Source organism: Streptococcus criceti HS-6, assembly GCF_000187975.2.
In the GTDB taxonomy this organism is placed as follows: domain Bacteria; phylum Bacillota; class Bacilli; order Lactobacillales; family Streptococcaceae; genus Streptococcus; species Streptococcus criceti.
In genome coordinates, this window is record NZ_AEUV02000002.1 from 1,343,588 (window position 1) to 1,360,456 (window position 16,869).

At 42.4% G+C, this 16,869-nt stretch carries 12 protein-coding genes and 1 pseudogene; 7 read left to right on the forward strand and 6 right to left on the reverse strand.

Annotated elements, in window-relative coordinates; translation table 11 throughout:
- Positions 1–91 precede the first annotated feature (91 nt).
- Entirely contained in the window at positions 92–1,081 is a 990-nt protein-coding gene (locus STRCR_RS06245; protein ID WP_004226444.1) for an L-lactate dehydrogenase, read from the reverse strand.
- A 206-nt stretch (positions 1,082–1,287) separates the two neighbouring features.
- On the opposite strand from STRCR_RS06245, the gene gyrA reads away from it, so the two are divergent.
- Positions 1,288–3,759 carry a DNA gyrase subunit A gene (gene gyrA, locus STRCR_RS06250; RefSeq protein WP_004227488.1) on the forward strand — a complete coding sequence of 824 codons (2,472 nt, stop codon included), beginning with the start codon at positions 1,288–1,290 and terminating at the stop codon, positions 3,757–3,759.
- Positions 3,746–4,522: a class A sortase gene (locus STRCR_RS06255; protein ID WP_004226711.1), complete on the forward strand. Its 777-nt coding sequence runs from the start codon at positions 3,746–3,748 to the stop codon at positions 4,520–4,522. Before gyrA ends, STRCR_RS06255 begins: the two co-directional genes overlap by 14 nt.
- A gap of 222 nt (positions 4,523–4,744) precedes the next feature.
- Here the strand turns inward: STRCR_RS06255 and STRCR_RS12130 are convergent, their stop codons facing one another.
- Positions 4,745–4,978 carry a hypothetical protein gene (locus STRCR_RS12130; protein ID WP_040804519.1) on the reverse strand — a complete coding sequence of 78 codons (234 nt, stop codon included), beginning with the start codon at positions 4,976–4,978 and terminating at the stop codon, positions 4,745–4,747.
- 564 nt (positions 4,979–5,542) lie between these two features.
- On the opposite strand from STRCR_RS12130, the pseudogene STRCR_RS06265 reads away from it, so the two are divergent.
- Positions 5,543–6,159, forward strand: a pseudogene (locus tag STRCR_RS06265) (hypothetical protein).
- 336 nt (positions 6,160–6,495) lie between these two features.
- On the opposite strand, the gene STRCR_RS06270 reads toward STRCR_RS06265, so the two are convergent.
- The 4 genes from STRCR_RS06270 to STRCR_RS06285 all read right to left on the reverse strand — a co-directional run bounded on the left by STRCR_RS06270 (position 6,496) and on the right by STRCR_RS06285 (position 10,155).
- Complete coding sequence (locus STRCR_RS06270) at positions 6,496–8,214, reverse strand: phospho-sugar mutase (protein ID WP_004228069.1); 1,719 nt, start codon at positions 8,212–8,214, stop codon at positions 6,496–6,498.
- A gap of 151 nt (positions 8,215–8,365) precedes the next feature.
- A complete protein-coding gene (locus STRCR_RS06275; RefSeq protein WP_004225903.1) occupies positions 8,366–8,938 on the reverse strand; it encodes an ECF transporter S component in 573 nt (190 codons plus the stop codon).
- On the reverse strand, positions 8,928–9,476 hold the full coding sequence (gene coaC / locus STRCR_RS06280; protein ID WP_004227335.1) for a phosphopantothenoylcysteine decarboxylase: 549 nt from the start codon (positions 9,474–9,476) through the stop codon (positions 8,928–8,930). Before coaC ends, STRCR_RS06275 begins: the two co-directional genes overlap by 11 nt.
- Positions 9,469–10,155 (reverse strand): phosphopantothenate--cysteine ligase, encoded by a 687-nt coding sequence (locus STRCR_RS06285; protein ID WP_004226997.1) that lies wholly within the window; start codon positions 10,153–10,155, stop codon positions 9,469–9,471. Before STRCR_RS06285 ends, coaC begins: the two co-directional genes overlap by 8 nt.
- Positions 10,156–10,335: 180 nt before the next feature.
- Here STRCR_RS06285 and STRCR_RS06290 point away from each other — a divergent pair, with 180 nt between their 5' ends.
- From STRCR_RS06290 to STRCR_RS06305, 4 genes are all read left to right on the forward strand, one after another.
- Positions 10,336–12,006: a formate--tetrahydrofolate ligase gene (locus STRCR_RS06290; protein WP_004226830.1), complete on the forward strand. Its 1,671-nt coding sequence runs from the start codon at positions 10,336–10,338 to the stop codon at positions 12,004–12,006.
- A 216-nt stretch (positions 12,007–12,222) separates the two neighbouring features.
- Positions 12,223–13,542, forward strand: a complete 1,320-nt coding sequence (locus STRCR_RS06295) for an FAD-containing oxidoreductase (RefSeq protein WP_004227929.1) — start codon at positions 12,223–12,225, stop codon at positions 13,540–13,542.
- A 151-nt stretch (positions 13,543–13,693) separates the two neighbouring features.
- On the forward strand, positions 13,694–15,214 hold the full coding sequence (gene cls, locus STRCR_RS06300; RefSeq protein ID WP_040804914.1) for a cardiolipin synthase: 1,521 nt from the start codon (positions 13,694–13,696) through the stop codon (positions 15,212–15,214).
- A 361-nt stretch (positions 15,215–15,575) separates the two neighbouring features.
- Positions 15,576–16,652: an aspartate-semialdehyde dehydrogenase gene (locus STRCR_RS06305; RefSeq protein ID WP_004226467.1), complete on the forward strand. Its 1,077-nt coding sequence runs from the start codon at positions 15,576–15,578 to the stop codon at positions 16,650–16,652.
- Positions 16,653–16,869: the final 217 nt, after the last annotated feature.

Consider the following 16,869-nt stretch of genomic DNA (forward strand, 5'->3'; position numbering starts at 1 on the left):
CCAGTTTTGGTTATCAAATAAGTCTAGTAAAAGAAAAAAGATTGAAAAATGAACTTTTCAACCTTTTTTCTTTATCTCATTTTTCGACTGCTTAGTTTTTAGAAGCAGCTTGGAATTCTGGATTGGCAAAAGCTTCATCAATGATAGCTTTCAAAGCCGTAGCAGAAGATTGCATCTTTTGCAATTCTGCATCGTTAAGAGGGATGTTTACTGGACGTACAATACCGTGGGCTCCAACGATAGCGGGTTGACCGATGAAACAATCTGAGACCCCATCGTATTGGCCTTCTTGGAAGACCGATAGTGGCAAGACAGCATTTTCATCATCGAGAATAGCCTTAGTGATACGAGCAAGGGCAACGGCGATACCATAGAAAGTAGCCCCTTTCTTTTCGATGATAGTGTAAGCAGCATCACGAACAGATTCGAACAAGCTAATCAAGCCTTCTGCATCAACATCGCGGTTATCTTGTAGCCATTGTTCCAATTTAACACCGGCAACGTTAGCATGTGACCAAACAGCGAATTCAGAGTCACCGTGTTCACCCATGATGTAAGCGTGGACAGAACGTGCATCAATACCAATTTTGTCTGCCAAAGCTTGACGATAACGGGCTGTATCAAGTGAAGTACCTGACCCGATAACGCGCTCTTTAGGGAATCCTGAGAATTTCCAAGTTGCATAAGTCAAGATATCAACTGGGTTAGCGGCAACTAAGAAGATACCGTTAAAACCAGATTTAACAACCTCTGTAACGATTGATTTGTTGATAGCAAGATTCTTACCAACCAAATCCAAACGAGTTTCACCTGGCTTTTGAGGAGCACCCGCAGTGATAACAACAAGGTCAGCATCAGCGCAGTCTTCGTACTTAGCAGCATAAATCTTCTTAGGTGAAGTGAAAGCAAGGGCGTGGCTGAGGTCAAGAGCATCACCAACAGCTTTTTCAAATAATTGTGGGATTTCGATGATACCAAGCTCTTGAGCGATTCCTTGGTTGACAAGTGAGAATGCGTAAGAAGAACCTACGGCACCGTCACCAACGAGGATGACTTTTTTATGTTGTTTAGTTGCAGTCATGTCTAAACATCTCCTTAATTTTTTTAGGCTTAAGCCCATACAGTATTATCTTACCACCTTTTATCGTAAATGTCACTAGCTAATGGTTGGAAAATGTAAACTTTGCAAACCCGTGAAAGCTTGATTTCATAGGTGAAATTGCTGAAAGAATCCCCCAAATATGCTATAATGATATGGTATACTTAAACAAGAAAGAGACAGATTTAATGCAAGATAATAATCTAGTAGATGTGAATCTGACCAGTGAAATGAAGACCAGCTTCATTGATTATGCCATGAGTGTTATTGTCGCTCGGGCCCTGCCAGATGTTAGAGACGGTCTCAAACCGGTTCACCGTCGTATTCTCTACGGGATGAATGAACTGGGAGTCACGCCGGACAAGCCCCATAAAAAATCCGCTCGGATTACTGGGGATGTCATGGGTAAATACCATCCCCACGGTGACTCCTCTATTTATGAAGCCATGGTGCGGATGGCTCAATGGTGGTCGTATCGTCACATGTTGGTTGATGGTCATGGAAATTTTGGGTCTATGGACGGTGATGGCGCTGCGGCTCAACGTTATACCGAAGCCCGTATGTCCAAAATAGCCTTGGAGATGCTCCGTGATATCAATAAAAATACCGTCGATTTTCAAGATAACTACGATGGTAGTGAAAAGGAGCCGCTGGTTTTGCCGGCTCGTTTTCCTAATTTGCTAGTCAATGGTGCAACAGGGATTGCTGTTGGGATGGCGACTAATATTCCTCCCCACAATCTGGGTGAAGCGATTGATGCGGTGAAGCTAGTGATGGATAAGCCAGATGCTACAACTAGAGATATTATGGAAGTTATGCCCGGTCCAGATTTTCCTACCGGTGCTCTTGTTATGGGGAAATCGGGTATTCATCGCGCTTATGAAACAGGTAAGGGGTCTATCGTTTTGCGCTCACGAACCGAGATTGAGACGACTAAATCGGGTCGTGAACGTATCGTTGTGACAGAGTTCCCTTACGGTGTCAATAAGACTAAGGTGCATGAGCATATTGTGCGCTTGGCTCAGGAAAAGCGCGTGGAAGGCATTACAGCTGTTCGTGATGAATCCAGCCGTGAAGGTGTTCGCTTTATCATTGAGGTCCGACGTGATGCCTCTGCCAACGTTATCCTCAATAACTTGTTCAAATTGACCAGCTTGCAAACGAACTTTAGTTTTAATATGCTGGCTATTGAAAAGGGTGTGCCAAAGATTTTGTCACTGCGACAAATCATTGATAACTATATTGAGCACCAGAAAGAAGTTATCGTTCGCCGGACTCGTTTTGATAAGGAAAAGGCTGAAGCTAGAGCCCATATTTTAGAGGGCTTGTTGATTGCTTTAGATCATTTGGATGAAGTTATTGCCATTATTCGGGGCAGCCAGACTGATGCTGAAGCTCAAGCCGAGCTCATGTCTCGTTTTGAATTATCAGAGCGCCAAAGTCAGGCAATTCTCGATATGCGTCTGCGCCGTTTGACCGGTTTGGAACGTGACAAGATTCAAAATGAATACAATGATCTCTTGGCTTTGATTGCTGACTTGGCTGATATTTTAGCTAAACCAGAGCGAGTTGTGACCATTATCAAAGAAGAAATGGATGACATCAAGCGAAAATTTGCTGATCCTCGTCGAACGGAGCTCATGGTTGGTGAAGTCCTTTCTCTAGAAGATGAAGATCTAATCGAAGAAGAGGACGTTCTCATTACTTTGTCAAATAAGGGCTATATCAAACGTTTGGCTCAGGATGAATTTCGAGCTCAAAAACGTGGCGGCCGTGGTGTTCAAGGTACAGGCGTTAATGATGACGACTTCGTGCGAGATTTGGTTTCAACCAGTACCCACGATGTGGTTCTCTTCTTTACCAACCAAGGCCGTGTCTATCGCCTCAAAGGGTATGAAATTCCAGAATATGGACGGACAGCCAAGGGCTTGCCGGTTGTTAACCTCCTGAAATTGACTGAAGGGGAAACTATTCAAACCATCATCAGTCTTAACCAAAAAGAGATTGCTGAAAAGTCTCTCTTCTTTACGACCAAGCAGGGGGTCGTCAAACGGACCAATATTTCGGAATTTGCTAATATTCGGCAGAATGGCTTGCGAGCCCTTAATCTTAAGGATGGTGATGAATTGATCAATGTCCTTCTGACAACTGGTCAAGATGATATTATCATCGGTACTCAGTTTGGTTATTCTGTTCGTTTTAAAGAAGAAGTGGTCCGAAATATGGGGCGTGGTGCGACAGGTGTCAAGGGGATTACCCTGCGTGATGGTGACCAGGTTATCGGTGCCTCAGTTATTACTGATGATCAAGAAGTACTGGTCATCACTGAAAGGGGTTATGGTAAGCGAACACTTGCCAGTGAATACCCAACTAAGGGTCGTGGTGGTAAAGGCATTAAGACTGCTAATATCACCGATAAGAACGGTTCTTTAGCAGGTTTAGTAACTGTACATGGCGATGAAGATATCATGATCATGACGGATACCGGTATTATTATCCGGACTGGTGTTTCTAATATCTCTCAAACAGGTCGTTCAACCATGGGAGTTAAGGTCATGCGCTTGGATGACAGTGCTAAGATTGTGACATTTGCACTCATTGAAAATGAAGAAGACAGTAAAGAGGAAGAGAAGGAGCAAAAGGTAAATGAAGACAGCTAAATCTCGGCAGTCAGATCACCGTAAGAAGAGGGATTCTTCTAAGAAAAAGCATCATTGGCTGAGAACAATTTTAGTTGTTTTGCTGTTAGTAGTCGGCCTTGCTCTGGTTTTTAACCGTTCCATTCGTAATTCACTGATTGCTTGGAACACCAATAAATATCAAGTCTCTAAGGTGGATGAGAAGACTCTGAAAAAAAATAAAAAAGCCAAGGTGAATTACGATTTCGATTCGGTTGAATCAGTTTCAGCTCAGTCAGTTATCAGCTCTCAGATGGATGCTCAAGATTTGCCGGTTATTGGTGGAATTGCCATCCCTGATTTAGAGTTAAATCTGCCAATCTTTAAGGGATTGGGGAACACTGAGCTTTCTTATGGGGCTGGTACTATGAAGGAAAACCAAGTCATGGGCGGTGAGAATAACTATGCTCTGGCTAGTCACCACGTTTTTGGTGTCACTGGTGCTTCCAAGATGCTCTTTTCTCCTTTGGACCATGCAAAAAATGGGATGGATATTTATCTGACCGATAAAAATAAGGTTTATACCTATGTCATTACAGAGGTTAAGACGGTTGATCCATCTGATGTTGCCGTTATCGACGATACGCCGGGTGCTAAGACTTTAACCTTGGTTACCTGTGATGATGCAGAGGCCAGTCATCGAATTATTGTCTCGGCTAATTATAAGCAAGAGGTAGCCTATGATAAGGCTTCACAAAAAATGTTAGATGCCTTTAATCGCTCTTATAACCAATTATCTATGTAAATAAAAAAATCAGCTTCCGCAAAAGGCAGAAGCTGATTTTGAATTTCTAAAAACAGAAGCCTGCCCAGTTTGAAAGGAGAAGGCAGACCTAGGGTATTTTCAATAGAAAGTTGTTGAGAGTGGGACACGATTTTTTATATAAATTGACTTCGTTGTCCCACCTCCGCACAGTTGATTAGGATGGCCGCTAACACTTGCGGAGAAAGGGTTTAGGACCTCCAATCAGCAGTGGTTCATTGGTGCTAAAGCACCTAATGAACTGTGCAGGGGAAAGACTAAGTCGGCAGAGCCAACAAGTCTTTCTCCCAAGCACTGCGGCAAACTGTTATTACTGCAAAAATAGAAGGCTGGAATACTTTTTTCCCAGCCTCGCTGCAAGACCAACAACGGCACCAAGCAAAGCATCGTAATTAATTGGAATCGGACTTGGAAAATCCAGTCTCCTTCAATAGCCATGAGGCCCTTCTGTATCCATATCTTCAAATTCTTCAAATGCTAAAGTATTCATTATAATACTTCCCCCTGTTAAAAATATCTTTTTATACTCTCCAAAGCGAGCGGTACCAACCCGTCCGTCAAATATATTTTCGTTTTAATATAATTTAAGTAAAATTCAGGCAAAAAAGCTATTTGTTAAGAGATGTTAACTGTTTTGCAAATAGTTCCGATAATTTTCTGGAAGTTTATTTACACATTGGAATTAGGCCGATAATGAGCACACTGGTTAAAGGGTTATGATTGCTCTGCTGGTTGACCTTGCCAGCTAGGAGATTTGTGACCTGAAGAATAAGATTGGAATATGACTTAAGACTTATATGTGTAGCTATGATATTTAGCAGAGAGATCCATGGATTAATGTCTCCAAATATTATGCGGTAGGGTAAGATGCAAAGATTCCAGAATGCTTTGACTCTCTTTTTATACTGATAATTTTCGGAGCTACCTTTTCTTTTTGAGATAGGTTATAATAGAGAAACAGCTACGTGTAACTTGTTATTGGTTATATGAGAGGGGAGTTTTATGCGGAAGTTTTTGCAGGTAAGCTTTTATGAGATGGCGTTTTATGTCGAAATTTTGATTTCCTTTATTTTAATGATTGTTCTTATCCTTGCGACTGGTTCTTTGGCCATGACTATTATGGGGGTTTTTAATTCTCAAGGACCTATTGAAGACTATCTACAGCATTTTCTCAATCAAGCCATGAGTATTGCTATCGGTGTTGAGTTAATCAAGATGCTGAGTAAGCATACTTCGGCGACTGTCATTGAGGTTTTGCTCTTTGCCATAGCGAGGCATGTTGTTGTCGATCAAAGCAGAGGTTTGAATTCTCTATGAGTATTTTGGCGATTGTGTCTCTCTTTGCCACACGTAAATATCTTTTCACCAATTTTGATGATTCTGCTAATATCATTGTTCGAGGAAGTCAAAAGGTTAAGATTGCTAATATTTTAGCGCGTGTCAACTTGGCTGGTGAAAAGGGTGAGTTATTGCGAGATTTTGTTGCACGTCACTTGGAGGCTGAGGAAAAGCATGTTACGATTGGTGCAGCTGTTTATTTAAATGATGTTGCTTTGCGAGTTGACAGCATAAAAGATGGCGTGATTACCAGAGTGGAGATTATCAAGTCTCTTTCATAGTCTCTGATATTTTAAACAATTTTCGGCGGTTTTCGTCATTCCCTTAACCTTAATGATGTTCGAGTACGGAATGTGAAGGAAAAAATTTCTATAGTACCAAGAATTCGAGCCTTTAGGATATCTGGAAAAAATGGACAAATGCTTACAACTGAAGGAGAAGCAATACCCGTTTTCGTTTTATTTGCCCAATTGTTCATGATCAGCAGATCTTTAGACTGTAATATGATTTAAGGCTCCAATCTTCAGTTGATCTTTTTATCTTTCTAGTAAATTTTGGCACAAAATCAAAAGGGCTCCTGAATGGAGCTCCTTTTTGATGGTTTAATGTTAGATTCGTTAGCTAATAAAGTCATTGATTTCTGCTTCAATACTTGCAATTTTAGCTTTAGCATTAGCTTCAGAATCACCAACGGTTGCAATATAGAATTTAATTTTTGGTTCGGTACCAGACGGACGTACAGCAATCCAAGAATCATCGCTCAGATGGTATTTGAGCACATTGCTTGGCGGTGTGGTTAATTTCTCAACGCTGCCATCTTGGTCAGTGGCCGTTAAATCTAAGAAGTCTTCGATTTTGACGATAGCTGTTTTATTGAAGTCCTTAGGACCCTTGTTACGGAACTTATCCATAATTTTCTTGATTTCAGAGGCACCATCAACACCGGATAAGGTTACTGAGATCGTCTTTTCAGCATAGTAGCCATATTCCTTATAGATTTCAGCGATGCCATCAGCTAAGGTCATGCCTCGAGAGCGGTAGTAGGCGGCAATTTCAGCGACAATCAGGACAGCTTGGACAGCATCCTTATCACGAACGAACGGTTTGATGAGATAGCCGAAGCTTTCTTCAAAACCAAACATATAGGTATGATGGCCTGTATCTTCAAACTCTTGAATTTTTTCAGCGATGAATTTGAAACCAGTTAGAACATTGAACATGGTTGCACCATAGCTTTGGGCAATCTTGGTTACCAATTCGGTTGAAACGATAGACTTACAAAGAGCCGCATTGGCTGGCAAAGAGCCCGCTGTTTTGTGAGCCTCTAAGATGTATTTGGCAATCAGTGCACCGATTTGGTTACCTGAAAGGTTGAGGTAAGAGCCATCTGGTTGACGGATTTCAACACCGAGACGGTCAGCGTCAGGGTCAGTTGCCACCAAGACGTCAGCATCTACTTGGCGTCCCAATTCTTCGGAAAGGGCAAAGGCTGATTGATTTTCTGGGTTTGGGGATTTGACGGTTGAGAAGTCGGGGTCAGCGACTGCTTGAGCTTCAACCACTTGGACGGAATCAAAGCCAGCTTGAGCTAGAGCCCGGCGAGCCAGCATTTCACCTGTACCGTGAAGCGGTGTGTAGACAATCTTCATGTCTTTACCGTAGTCATCAATCAATTTTTGATTGATGTTCACACCTTTGACTTCTTTGAGGTATTCCTTATCAACATCTTCACCAATAACGGTAATAAGGCCAGACTCTTTTGCATTTTCTAAATCAGCTAGTTGGATATCAAAGGGATTATCAATAGCTCGGATAAAGTCTGTCAAGGCGTCAGCATCGTGAGGCGGCATTTGTCCACCATCTTCACCATAGACCTTGTAGCCGTTAAATTGTTTAGGATTATGGCTGGCGGTTACCATGATACCGGCAAAGGTTCCCAAATGGCGAACAGCAAAGGATAACTCGGGTGTTGGGCGCAAACTTTCAAAGACATAGGATTTAATACCGTGTTGAGCCAAGACTTGAGCTGATTCGAAGGCAAACTCAGAAGAGAAGTGACGGGAGTCATAGGCGATGGCTACTCCACGTTGTTTAATCGCTTGGTCTTTGGTTTCAATCAATTTCGCCAAGCCTTCGGTTGCTTGGCGGACCACGTAGATATTGATACGGTTAGTCCCAGCACCAATAACACCCCGCATACCAGCCGTTCCAAATTCAAGGTTGGTGTAGAATGCATCTTCCTTGGTCTTTTCATCCATCTTGACAAGTTCGTCATGGAGATAGTCGGGGAGTTCCGCATAGTTGAGCCATTTTTCATAGTTTTCTGTATAAGTCATGAGTGCCTCCTTTATTTTTTAAACGCTTTCATTATACCATATCATTAAGACAGCTTCAAGCTTGGACGGGGATGACGATGATCGCAAAAAAATAGCCAGAGAGGCTATTTTTCAGCATTTGTGGAGGATTGTAGAGCTATTTAACTGAGGATTATTTTTTCAAACGTTGCAAGACCGGAACAGAGGCTGTTGTCAAGAGAGCAGCGATAATCATTTCAGCCAGAGCATTTGTGGTAAATACTGCAGCTAATAAATGCTGAATATTACCAGTGTAAACCCCAGAGAAAAGCAGATAGATACCTAAGAAAACAAAAATGGTATTCGTTAAGGAGCCGATAATGCCTGATAGAATCAATCCCGCCTTATTTTGCATTGCTTTATATATGAAATAAGGGAAGATTCCAATCAAAATCCGCGGAATAAGGGCAACAATCACAGACCTCCAAGAACCGTTTGGGGCAAATGGAGAAAAGAGATAGCTGGTTGGTAAGAGGATAATTGAGTTTCTAATGATACTCATTATTCCCATAAAGCCGCCCAGACTGGCACCAATCTGAGGACCGTAAATAATAGAGGCGATGATGACAGGAATCATTGTTAAAGTTGGTTTGATGGGAAGAGCAAAGGTCGCAAAGACGATTTGACTGACGAATTCAATGACGACCATGGTGGCTAAGAGAAGGGCGGTTTGGGCAACTTTCTGCGACTTATTTTTACGATTCATTTAGAGCCTCCTCGATTCTTTTAATAATAGTCGAAAGATCTGCAAGGGCACCGCGGCCGATATCTCCACAGGCCAATTGGCTGGAGCGCGGTTCGATTTCTTGATAGCCAACTTCCTTAAGTGTTGATAGATTCCGCTGGGTGAGAGGATTGTCGTACATCTTGGTATTCATAGCGGGGGCAACTAGTTTTGGCAGGTCATTAGGAAGAGCTAGGGCAGTTGCCGTTACTAGATTATCAGCGAGGCCGTTAGCTAATTTGGCTATGGTATTGGCAGAAGCAGGAGCGATGATGAAAAGATCAGCCTCCTTAGCTAAATCGATATGATTGATGCGGTCTGGTTGTTCCTCAATCATGACATCGAGGTAGACAGGCTGTTTCGACAGGACCTGCAAGGTCAGTGGGGTGATAAAGTCTGTCGCTGCCTGGGACATGATAATTTGAACGCTGTAACCTAATTTTCTAAGTTGATTGGTTAAATCTGCTGCCTTGTAGGCTGAGATGGAGCCCGTTACAGCAAGTAGGATGCTTTTAGTCATGTGCGATTACCCTTTCGTAAATTTTTTGAGCAATTTCTGCCTTTGTGTGAGCCAGTTCTTCTGTGCTTTCATCAACCATATAAGCGATATGCTGCCGATCATTAATATTGGTCAAGTCATTGGCAATGATGAATTCTGCCTGATTACGTTTGAGGCTGTCTCTAGCAACCGAAAAAAGCTCTTCCTTGGGAACATCAACCAACAGTTTAAAGCCCACCAGACGGATAGTAGGGTTCCATTTCTTGACCAGACTGATAATCTTTGGTGTCTTTTTAAGAAAAAGCACTTGCGTATCAGCTGCCGATGAAATTTTAGCTTCTTGATTGCTTTTCTTTAATAATTGGTTCACATCACGAGCTGCCTGAAGCTCAGCCAAGTCGGTCATGTAGATAGGAGTATAGTCGGAAACCGCCATAGAGTGGATGAGAACTTGATGTGTCTTAACCAAGGGTTCCAAAGTAGCTTGCAGACTAGCAACATCACTGACAATTTTGAGAGTCAGGCCATCTTGCTTTTGTGGCTTTACTGCAGCCTTGGTTGTAACAAGAGTAACCTGATGGCCGTTTTGCAGGAAGAGCTCCGTTATCATTTTGCCCAAGTTGCCTGAAGCATGGTTAGTAATCGAACGGACTTGGTCAATTTTTTCAGATGTACCGCCCGATGTGATTAGAATTTTCATAGGACGATTATACTAAAAAGTCCTATTTTAGTAAACGATTTGATAGACTAAGGATAACAATCTTGGTAGATCTTGTTGAAGACATTAAAACCGAACGATAAAAAATAAATTGTAGGAAACATGCGTATTTTTTATAATGTCTGTTATAATAGTTTTATCCTATCAAAAGCGAGGTATTTCATGAAGTCTGATATTGAAATTGCACAGGACGTTAAGCTCCAGCCTATTGCCCAAATTGCTGAGAAAGTCGGCATTGAGACTGATAATTTAGAATTGTATGGCAAGTACAAAGCTAAGATTTCTTTTGATAAAATCAAGAGTTTGAAAAATCAGGAGTCTGGTAAATTAATTTTGGTAACAGCCATCAATCCAACACCAGCGGGTGAAGGGAAATCAACGGTGACTATTGGTTTAGCGGATGCCCTTAATCAACTGGGTAAGAAAACTATGATTGCCTTACGGGAACCTTCTTTAGGTCCGGTAATGGGAATCAAAGGAGGAGCTGCTGGGGGCGGTTATGCTCAAGTCCTGCCTATGGAAGATATCAACCTCCACTTTACTGGTGATATGCATGCCATCACAACGGCTAATAACGCCTTATCTGCTCTGATTGATAATCACCTCCATCAAGGCAATGAGCTGGGCATTGATCAGCGGCGGATTATTTGGAAACGGGTTGTGGATCTGAATGATCGTGCCCTGCGCCATGTAACTGTTGGTTTAGGCAGTCCAGTCAATGGAATTCCGCGGGAAGACGGTTTTGATATTACCGTGGCTTCAGAAATCATGGCTATTCTCTGTCTGGCAACAGATCTTAAGGACCTGAAGGAGCGTTTGTCAAATATTGTTATTGGTTATCGCTACGACCGTAGTCCGGTTTATGTCCGAGACCTTAAAGTCGAGGGAGCCCTGACCTTGATTTTGAAAGATGCTATTAAACCGAATCTAGTTCAAACCATCTATGGAACACCTGCTCTAGTTCATGGCGGTCCATTTGCGAATATTGCACATGGCTGTAACTCAGTACTGGCGACGACTACGGCCCTTGCTTTAGCGGACTATGCTGTTACTGAGGCTGGTTTTGGAGCTGATTTAGGAGCGGAAAAATTCCTTGACATTAAGACACCAAATCTACCGAAGTCACCAGATGCTGTGGTTATTGTGGCAACTCTGCGGGCTCTCAAGATGCATGGTGGGGTTGCTAAGGCTGATTTGAAGCAGGAAAATGTCCAAGCGGTTAAGGCCGGTTTTGCTAACCTTAAACGCCATGTGGAGAATATTCGTAAATTTGGTTTGCCGCTTGTCGTAGCTATCAATGAATTTGTTTCGGATACCAAAGAGGAGATTGCAGCTCTTAAAGAGCTTTGTGAGCAAATTGCTGTACCAGTTGAATTGACCAGTGTCTGGGCAGATGGTGCTGAGGGAGGTCAAGCTTTGGCTAAACGCTTAGTGGAGCTGGTCGAACACCAAACCAGCGACTATCACCGTCTCTATGATAACGGAGCTAGTTTGGAAGAGAAGATTGCGACGATTGTCAAAGAAATTTATGGTGGAAAGGGAGTTGAGTTTACAGCTAAAGCTAAGGCGCAACTCAAGCAATTTCAAGCTAACGGCTGGGATAAGCTACCTGTCTGTATGGCCAAGACCCAGTATTCTTTCTCAGATAATCAAAATTTACTGGGTGCGCCTAATGATTTCACCATTACTATCAGCGAGTTGGTTCCTAAAACGGGTGCAGGTTTTATTGTGGCCCTAACTGGCAATGTCATGACTATGCCTGGCTTGCCTAAGCAACCAGCCGCCCTTAAGATGGATGTTGACGAAGATGGCACAGCTTTGGGGTTGTTCTGATCAGGTGAAATCTCTGTTGATAACATTATTAAGATTAAGGATTTTTACCTTAAGTAGTAGATGGTGTTGTCAAAACCTGATTTGTGCATCAGTTGACGTTTCTCATATACACAATAAATCGCAGATTTCCTTCTGTGATTTTTTTCGTAGCAGATTTCTGACAAGTGGTCATAAGCCTTGCTATAATGATTTATATCACTAAAAGGAGCCATCATCATGAAAACTTATGATATGATTGTTATCGGCTTTGGTAAAGCTGGTAAGACGCTGGCTGCCAAAACAGCCGCTCAGGGAAAATCTGTTGCTATGATTGAAGCAGATGCTACGATGTACGGCGGTACCTGTATCAATATCGGATGTATTCCAACCAAGGTTCTTATTCATGCTGCGGAGACGGGGCATGATTTCCAATCAGCAATGGCAGAAAGAGAAGCGGTAACTTCTCGTCTGCGTGCTAAGAATTTTGCTATGTTAGACAATGCGGCAACAGCGGATGTTTACAATGCCAAAGCGCGCTTTCTTGCTGATAAAGTTGTGGAGATTTCATCGGATAATCAAACTGAGAAACTAACAGCAGAAGTTATTATTATCAATACAGGCGCTGTTTCTAATGTTCTTCCTATCCCTGGTCTGACCGAAAGCAAGCAGGTCTATGATTCTACGGGTATTCAAACTCTGAAAGAGCAGCCTAAGCGTTTGGGAATTATCGGTGGGGGCAATATTGGCTTAGAATTCGCTAGTCTATACGCTAAACTCGGCTCTGAAGTAACTGTTTTTGACCCACTGACACGCATTTTTAGTCGTGAAGAAGAGGAGATTTCTGCTCTTGCACAAAAGTATATGGAAGAAGCAGGCGTGAGATTTGAACTAGGTTCGAATATCTCACAAGTCTCTAATGAAGGCCAGTCAGTCCTTATTACAACACAAAACGGAACTTATTCCTTTGATGCTGTATTGTATGCGACAGGCCGCAGACCTAACACTGCGGACCTTGGGCTAGAAAATACTGCTATTGAACTAACAGAACGTGGGGCCATTAAGGTGGATGAATTCTGTCAGACAGCTGTCAGCAACGTCTTTGCTGTTGGTGATGTAACAGGCGGTTTGCAATTCACCTACGTTTCTTTAGACGATTTTCGTATTGTCTGGAATTATCTAAATGGGGATAAATCTTATTCTAATAAGAACCGGCACCATATTCCAAATACGACCTTTATCAATCCACCGCTTGCGCGTGTGGGGCTTGATGAGGCTCAAGCTAAAGCACAGGGCTTGCCTTATAAGGCTAACGTTCTGCCCGTTGCGGGTATGCCGCGTGCTCATGTTAATGCTGACTTGCGCGGTATTTTCAAAGTAGTGGTGGATACTAATACCAAGCTTATTTTGGGAGCGACTCTTTTTGGAGCAGAATCGCAAGAGTTAATCAATCTTATCACTATGGCTATGGATAATCAGGTTCCGTATACTTATTTTCAAAAGCAAATTTTCACGCATCCAACGATGGCTGAAAATTTGAATGATCTTTTTAATTTTTAACAAATGAGGCAGGAAAAATATTTTTTCTGCCTCAACTTTTTTACCTTAATCTTGTGATATAATGATAGGAAACTAATCTATGAAGGAGGAGATTGTCATAGACGAAGAAACAAAAACAAGGCGGCTCTTAAAACGAGGTCAACGGAGCTTACTGCGGGGGATTTTTAGCCGGACAACGGTCATTGTACTGCTTTTGATTTTGCAACTTTACGTGATTGCATCGGGTTATGTGTGGTTTCAACAATACCAAATTCATATTCAAATTGCTGGCTTACTTATTGCTGTTGCTTCGGTTCTCTATTTAATTAATAGTGATATGGATAGTACAGCTAAGCTGACCTGGATGCTGGTTGTTTTACCCATGCCAGTTTTGGGAGGCCTCTTTCTGCTCTACACTAAGATTGACTGGGGCTATAATGGCATGAAGCGGCAGTTAAAGGGGAATGTTGAAAAGACCGTTCCCTTACTCCGTCAAAATGATTCAGTCTTAGCCGAATTAAAGACCTCTCACAGTACAGCTTTTAATCTGGCTAAGTATCTCAGCTTTGGGGATAATCATTTCCCGGTTTATAAAAATAGCCAAGTTACCTATTTCTCATCTGGGGAGGAAAAATTTGCTGAACTCAAGAAGCAGTTGCGTCAGGCCAAGCACTATATTTTTATGGAATACTTCATCATTGATGAAGGTCTAATGTGGGGTGAAATCCTGTCCATTCTGGAAGAAAAGGTAGCTGAAGGCGTTGAAGTTCGAGTGATGTACGACGGTATGATTGAAATGACCACCTTGAGCTTTGATTATAGCAAGCGACTCGAGCGCTTAGGGATTCAATCGCGGGCCTTTGCTCCTTTATCACCTTTTCTATCAACCTATTACAACTACCGTGACCACCGTAAGATTGTCGTTATTGATGGTGAAGTAGCCTTCACTGGCGGAGTCAATCTGGCAGATGAATATATCAATGCGATTGAACGCTTCGGTCATTGGAAGGATACAGCCATTATGGTTCGCGGACGTGCTGTTGATACTTTCTTGATTCTGTTCTTACAAATGTGGAAAACTATTAAAGATGACGGAACAGAAGTAAAGGCCTATTTAGGTCAACATGCCAATAAGCTCTCGACTGATGGTTTTATTATTCCCTTTGGCGACTCGCCGATGGATAATGAAAAAGTTGGCGAGAATGTTTATATTGATATTCTCAATCAGGCGCGTGATTACGTTCATATCATGACTCCTTATCTTATTTTAGACAGTGAAATGGAGCATGCTCTCAAGTTTGCGGCTGAGCGGGGCGTGGATGTGAAAATTATCATGCCGGGGATTCCCGATAAGCAGGTGCCATACTATTTGGCTAAAACCTACTACAAATCACTGATGGCTTCGGGTGTAAAGATTTATGAATACAGTCCAGGATTTGTCCATGCCAAGGTCTTTGTGGCTGATGATAGTCGTTCGGTTGTCGGAACTATTAACCTAGATTACCGCAGCCTCTACCACCATTTTGAGTGTGCTGCCTACCTTTATCATTCTTCGGAAATTCCTAAGATTGAGCGAGACTTCCAAGCAACTTTGGCTGACTGCCGTCAAGTAACCGAGCAAAGCCTTAAAGAATTGCCGATTTCAGTCAAAGCAATTGGAGCAGTCGTTAAGGCTATTGCTCCCTTGCTTTAGAGTCTGCCCTGTGTTACAATGTAGTTATGCGATGAGTCGATTTGGTCTTTTGACCATATTGCGCAGGGAGGTCATTAACGCAGGAGCGGACCTTGATAGTCTGTGTGAACCTTTCTATCACACTTAATAAGTGCCCTTGAGTCTAGGTGAAAATCTAGGCTCTTTTATGTTTTAGAGGACACAAGAATTTTCATTTGATCTGAGGCCTTTGTGAAAAATAGAGATTGTATGGATTATTAAAGGACTTCTTGATGAAACCAGCCAGTTTGGACTTTTCAAGGGTCTTAAAAAAGTGTATAATGAACCTATTATAAATTTTTAGAAAATTTTGACGAACAATCTATTGAGGAAGGTCTAAACTATGGGATACACAGTAGCTGTTGTTGGCGCCACAGGTGCCGTTGGAACTCGCATGATTCAACAATTGGAGCAGTCCAGTCTGCCGATTGATAAGGTGCGCCTTTTGTCCTCTAGCCGTTCAGCGGGCAAGGTTCTTAAATATAAGGGGCAGGATGTGACAGTTGAATTGACGACGAAGGATTCTTTTGCAGGGGTTGACATTGCCCTCTTTTCTGCAGGTGGTTCTGTTTCAGCTAAGTTTGCTCCCTATGCCGTTAAGGCAGGAGCTGTTGTGGTTGATAACACCTCTTATTTCCGGCAAAATCCTGATGTCCCTTTGGTTGTTCCAGAAGTCAATGCACAGGCTTTGGAAGCTCACAATGGGATTGTCTCCTGCCCTAACTGTTCAACGATCCAAATGATGGTAGCCTTGGAGCCCGTTCGGCAAAAATGGGGTTTGGAACGTATCATTGTTTCTACCTATCAAGCTGTTTCAGGTGCTGGTCAATCAGCTATCAATGAAACCGAACGTGAACTCAAGGAAGTTCTTAATGATGGTAAGGACCCTAAGGAAGTCAAGGCAGATATTTTGCCAGCAGGTGGCGACAAAAAGCACTACCCAATCGCTTTCAATGCCTTGGCTCAAATTGATGTTTTTACTGACAATGATTACACCTATGAAGAAATGAAGATGACCAATGAGACCAAGAAAATCATGGATGATGATTCCATCGCTGTTTCAGCGACTTGTGTACGTATTCCTGTACTCTTGGCCCATTCAGAGTCTGTTTATATTGAAACCAAGGAAGTCGCACCGATTGAAGATGTTAAGGCAGCTATCGCCAACTTCCCAGGGGCTGTTTTGGAAGATGATGTGGCCCATCAAGTTTACCCACAAGCAGTCAATGCTGTCGGTAAACGGGAAACCTTTGTCGGTCGGATTCGCAAGGATTTAGATGTCGAAAAAGGTATTCACATGTGGGTTGTTTCTGACAACCTGCTCAAGGGTGCTGCTTGGAACTCTGTGCAAATTGCAGAAACGCTCCATGAAAAAGACCTGGTTCGTCCAACAAAGGATTTAAAATTTGAATTGAAATAAGTGTTTTTGATTATCTAAGAGAAAAGAGCTTCAAAAAATTGGTTTGCCAAACAATAGATGAATGGTAAGCCTATAAGTTCTAACTCTGTCTCATTTAAATTTTCTTTGATTATCTAGCTACCACTGGGGTCTGGGACAAGAGTCTCCAGCCCTCTTTTTGTAATGAGGATTGGGTCAGTCCCGCTAAGGGGAGTGGCCTTGGTTCAAGCATAATTAG

What these genes read in the sequence shown, in the direction of transcription:
- STRCR_RS12130 (WP_040804519.1), bottom strand. Translation starts at nt 4,978, where the DNA reads ATGGCTATTGAAGGAGACTGGATTTTCCAAGTCCGATTCCAATTAATT.
- STRCR_RS06245 (WP_004226444.1), bottom strand. Translation starts at nt 1,081, where the DNA reads ATGACTGCAACTAAACAACATAAAAAAGTCATCCTCGTTGGTGACGGT.
- STRCR_RS06270 (WP_004228069.1), bottom strand. Translation starts at nt 8,214, where the DNA reads ATGACTTATACAGAAAACTATGAAAAATGGCTCAACTATGCGGAACTC.
- STRCR_RS06255 (WP_004226711.1), top strand. Translation starts at nt 3,746, where the DNA reads ATGAAGACAGCTAAATCTCGGCAGTCAGATCACCGTAAGAAGAGGGAT.
- STRCR_RS06305 (WP_004226467.1), top strand. Translation starts at nt 15,576, where the DNA reads ATGGGATACACAGTAGCTGTTGTTGGCGCCACAGGTGCCGTTGGAACT.
- STRCR_RS06275 (WP_004225903.1), bottom strand. Translation starts at nt 8,938, where the DNA reads ATGAATCGTAAAAATAAGTCGCAGAAAGTTGCCCAAACCGCCCTTCTC.
- gyrA (WP_004227488.1), top strand. Translation starts at nt 1,288, where the DNA reads ATGCAAGATAATAATCTAGTAGATGTGAATCTGACCAGTGAAATGAAG.
- STRCR_RS06285 (WP_004226997.1), bottom strand. Translation starts at nt 10,155, where the DNA reads ATGAAAATTCTAATCACATCGGGCGGTACATCTGAAAAAATTGACCAA.
- coaC (WP_004227335.1), bottom strand. Translation starts at nt 9,476, where the DNA reads ATGACTAAAAGCATCCTACTTGCTGTAACGGGCTCCATCTCAGCCTAC.
- STRCR_RS06295 (WP_004227929.1), top strand. Translation starts at nt 12,223, where the DNA reads ATGAAAACTTATGATATGATTGTTATCGGCTTTGGTAAAGCTGGTAAG.
- STRCR_RS06290 (WP_004226830.1), top strand. Translation starts at nt 10,336, where the DNA reads ATGAAGTCTGATATTGAAATTGCACAGGACGTTAAGCTCCAGCCTATT.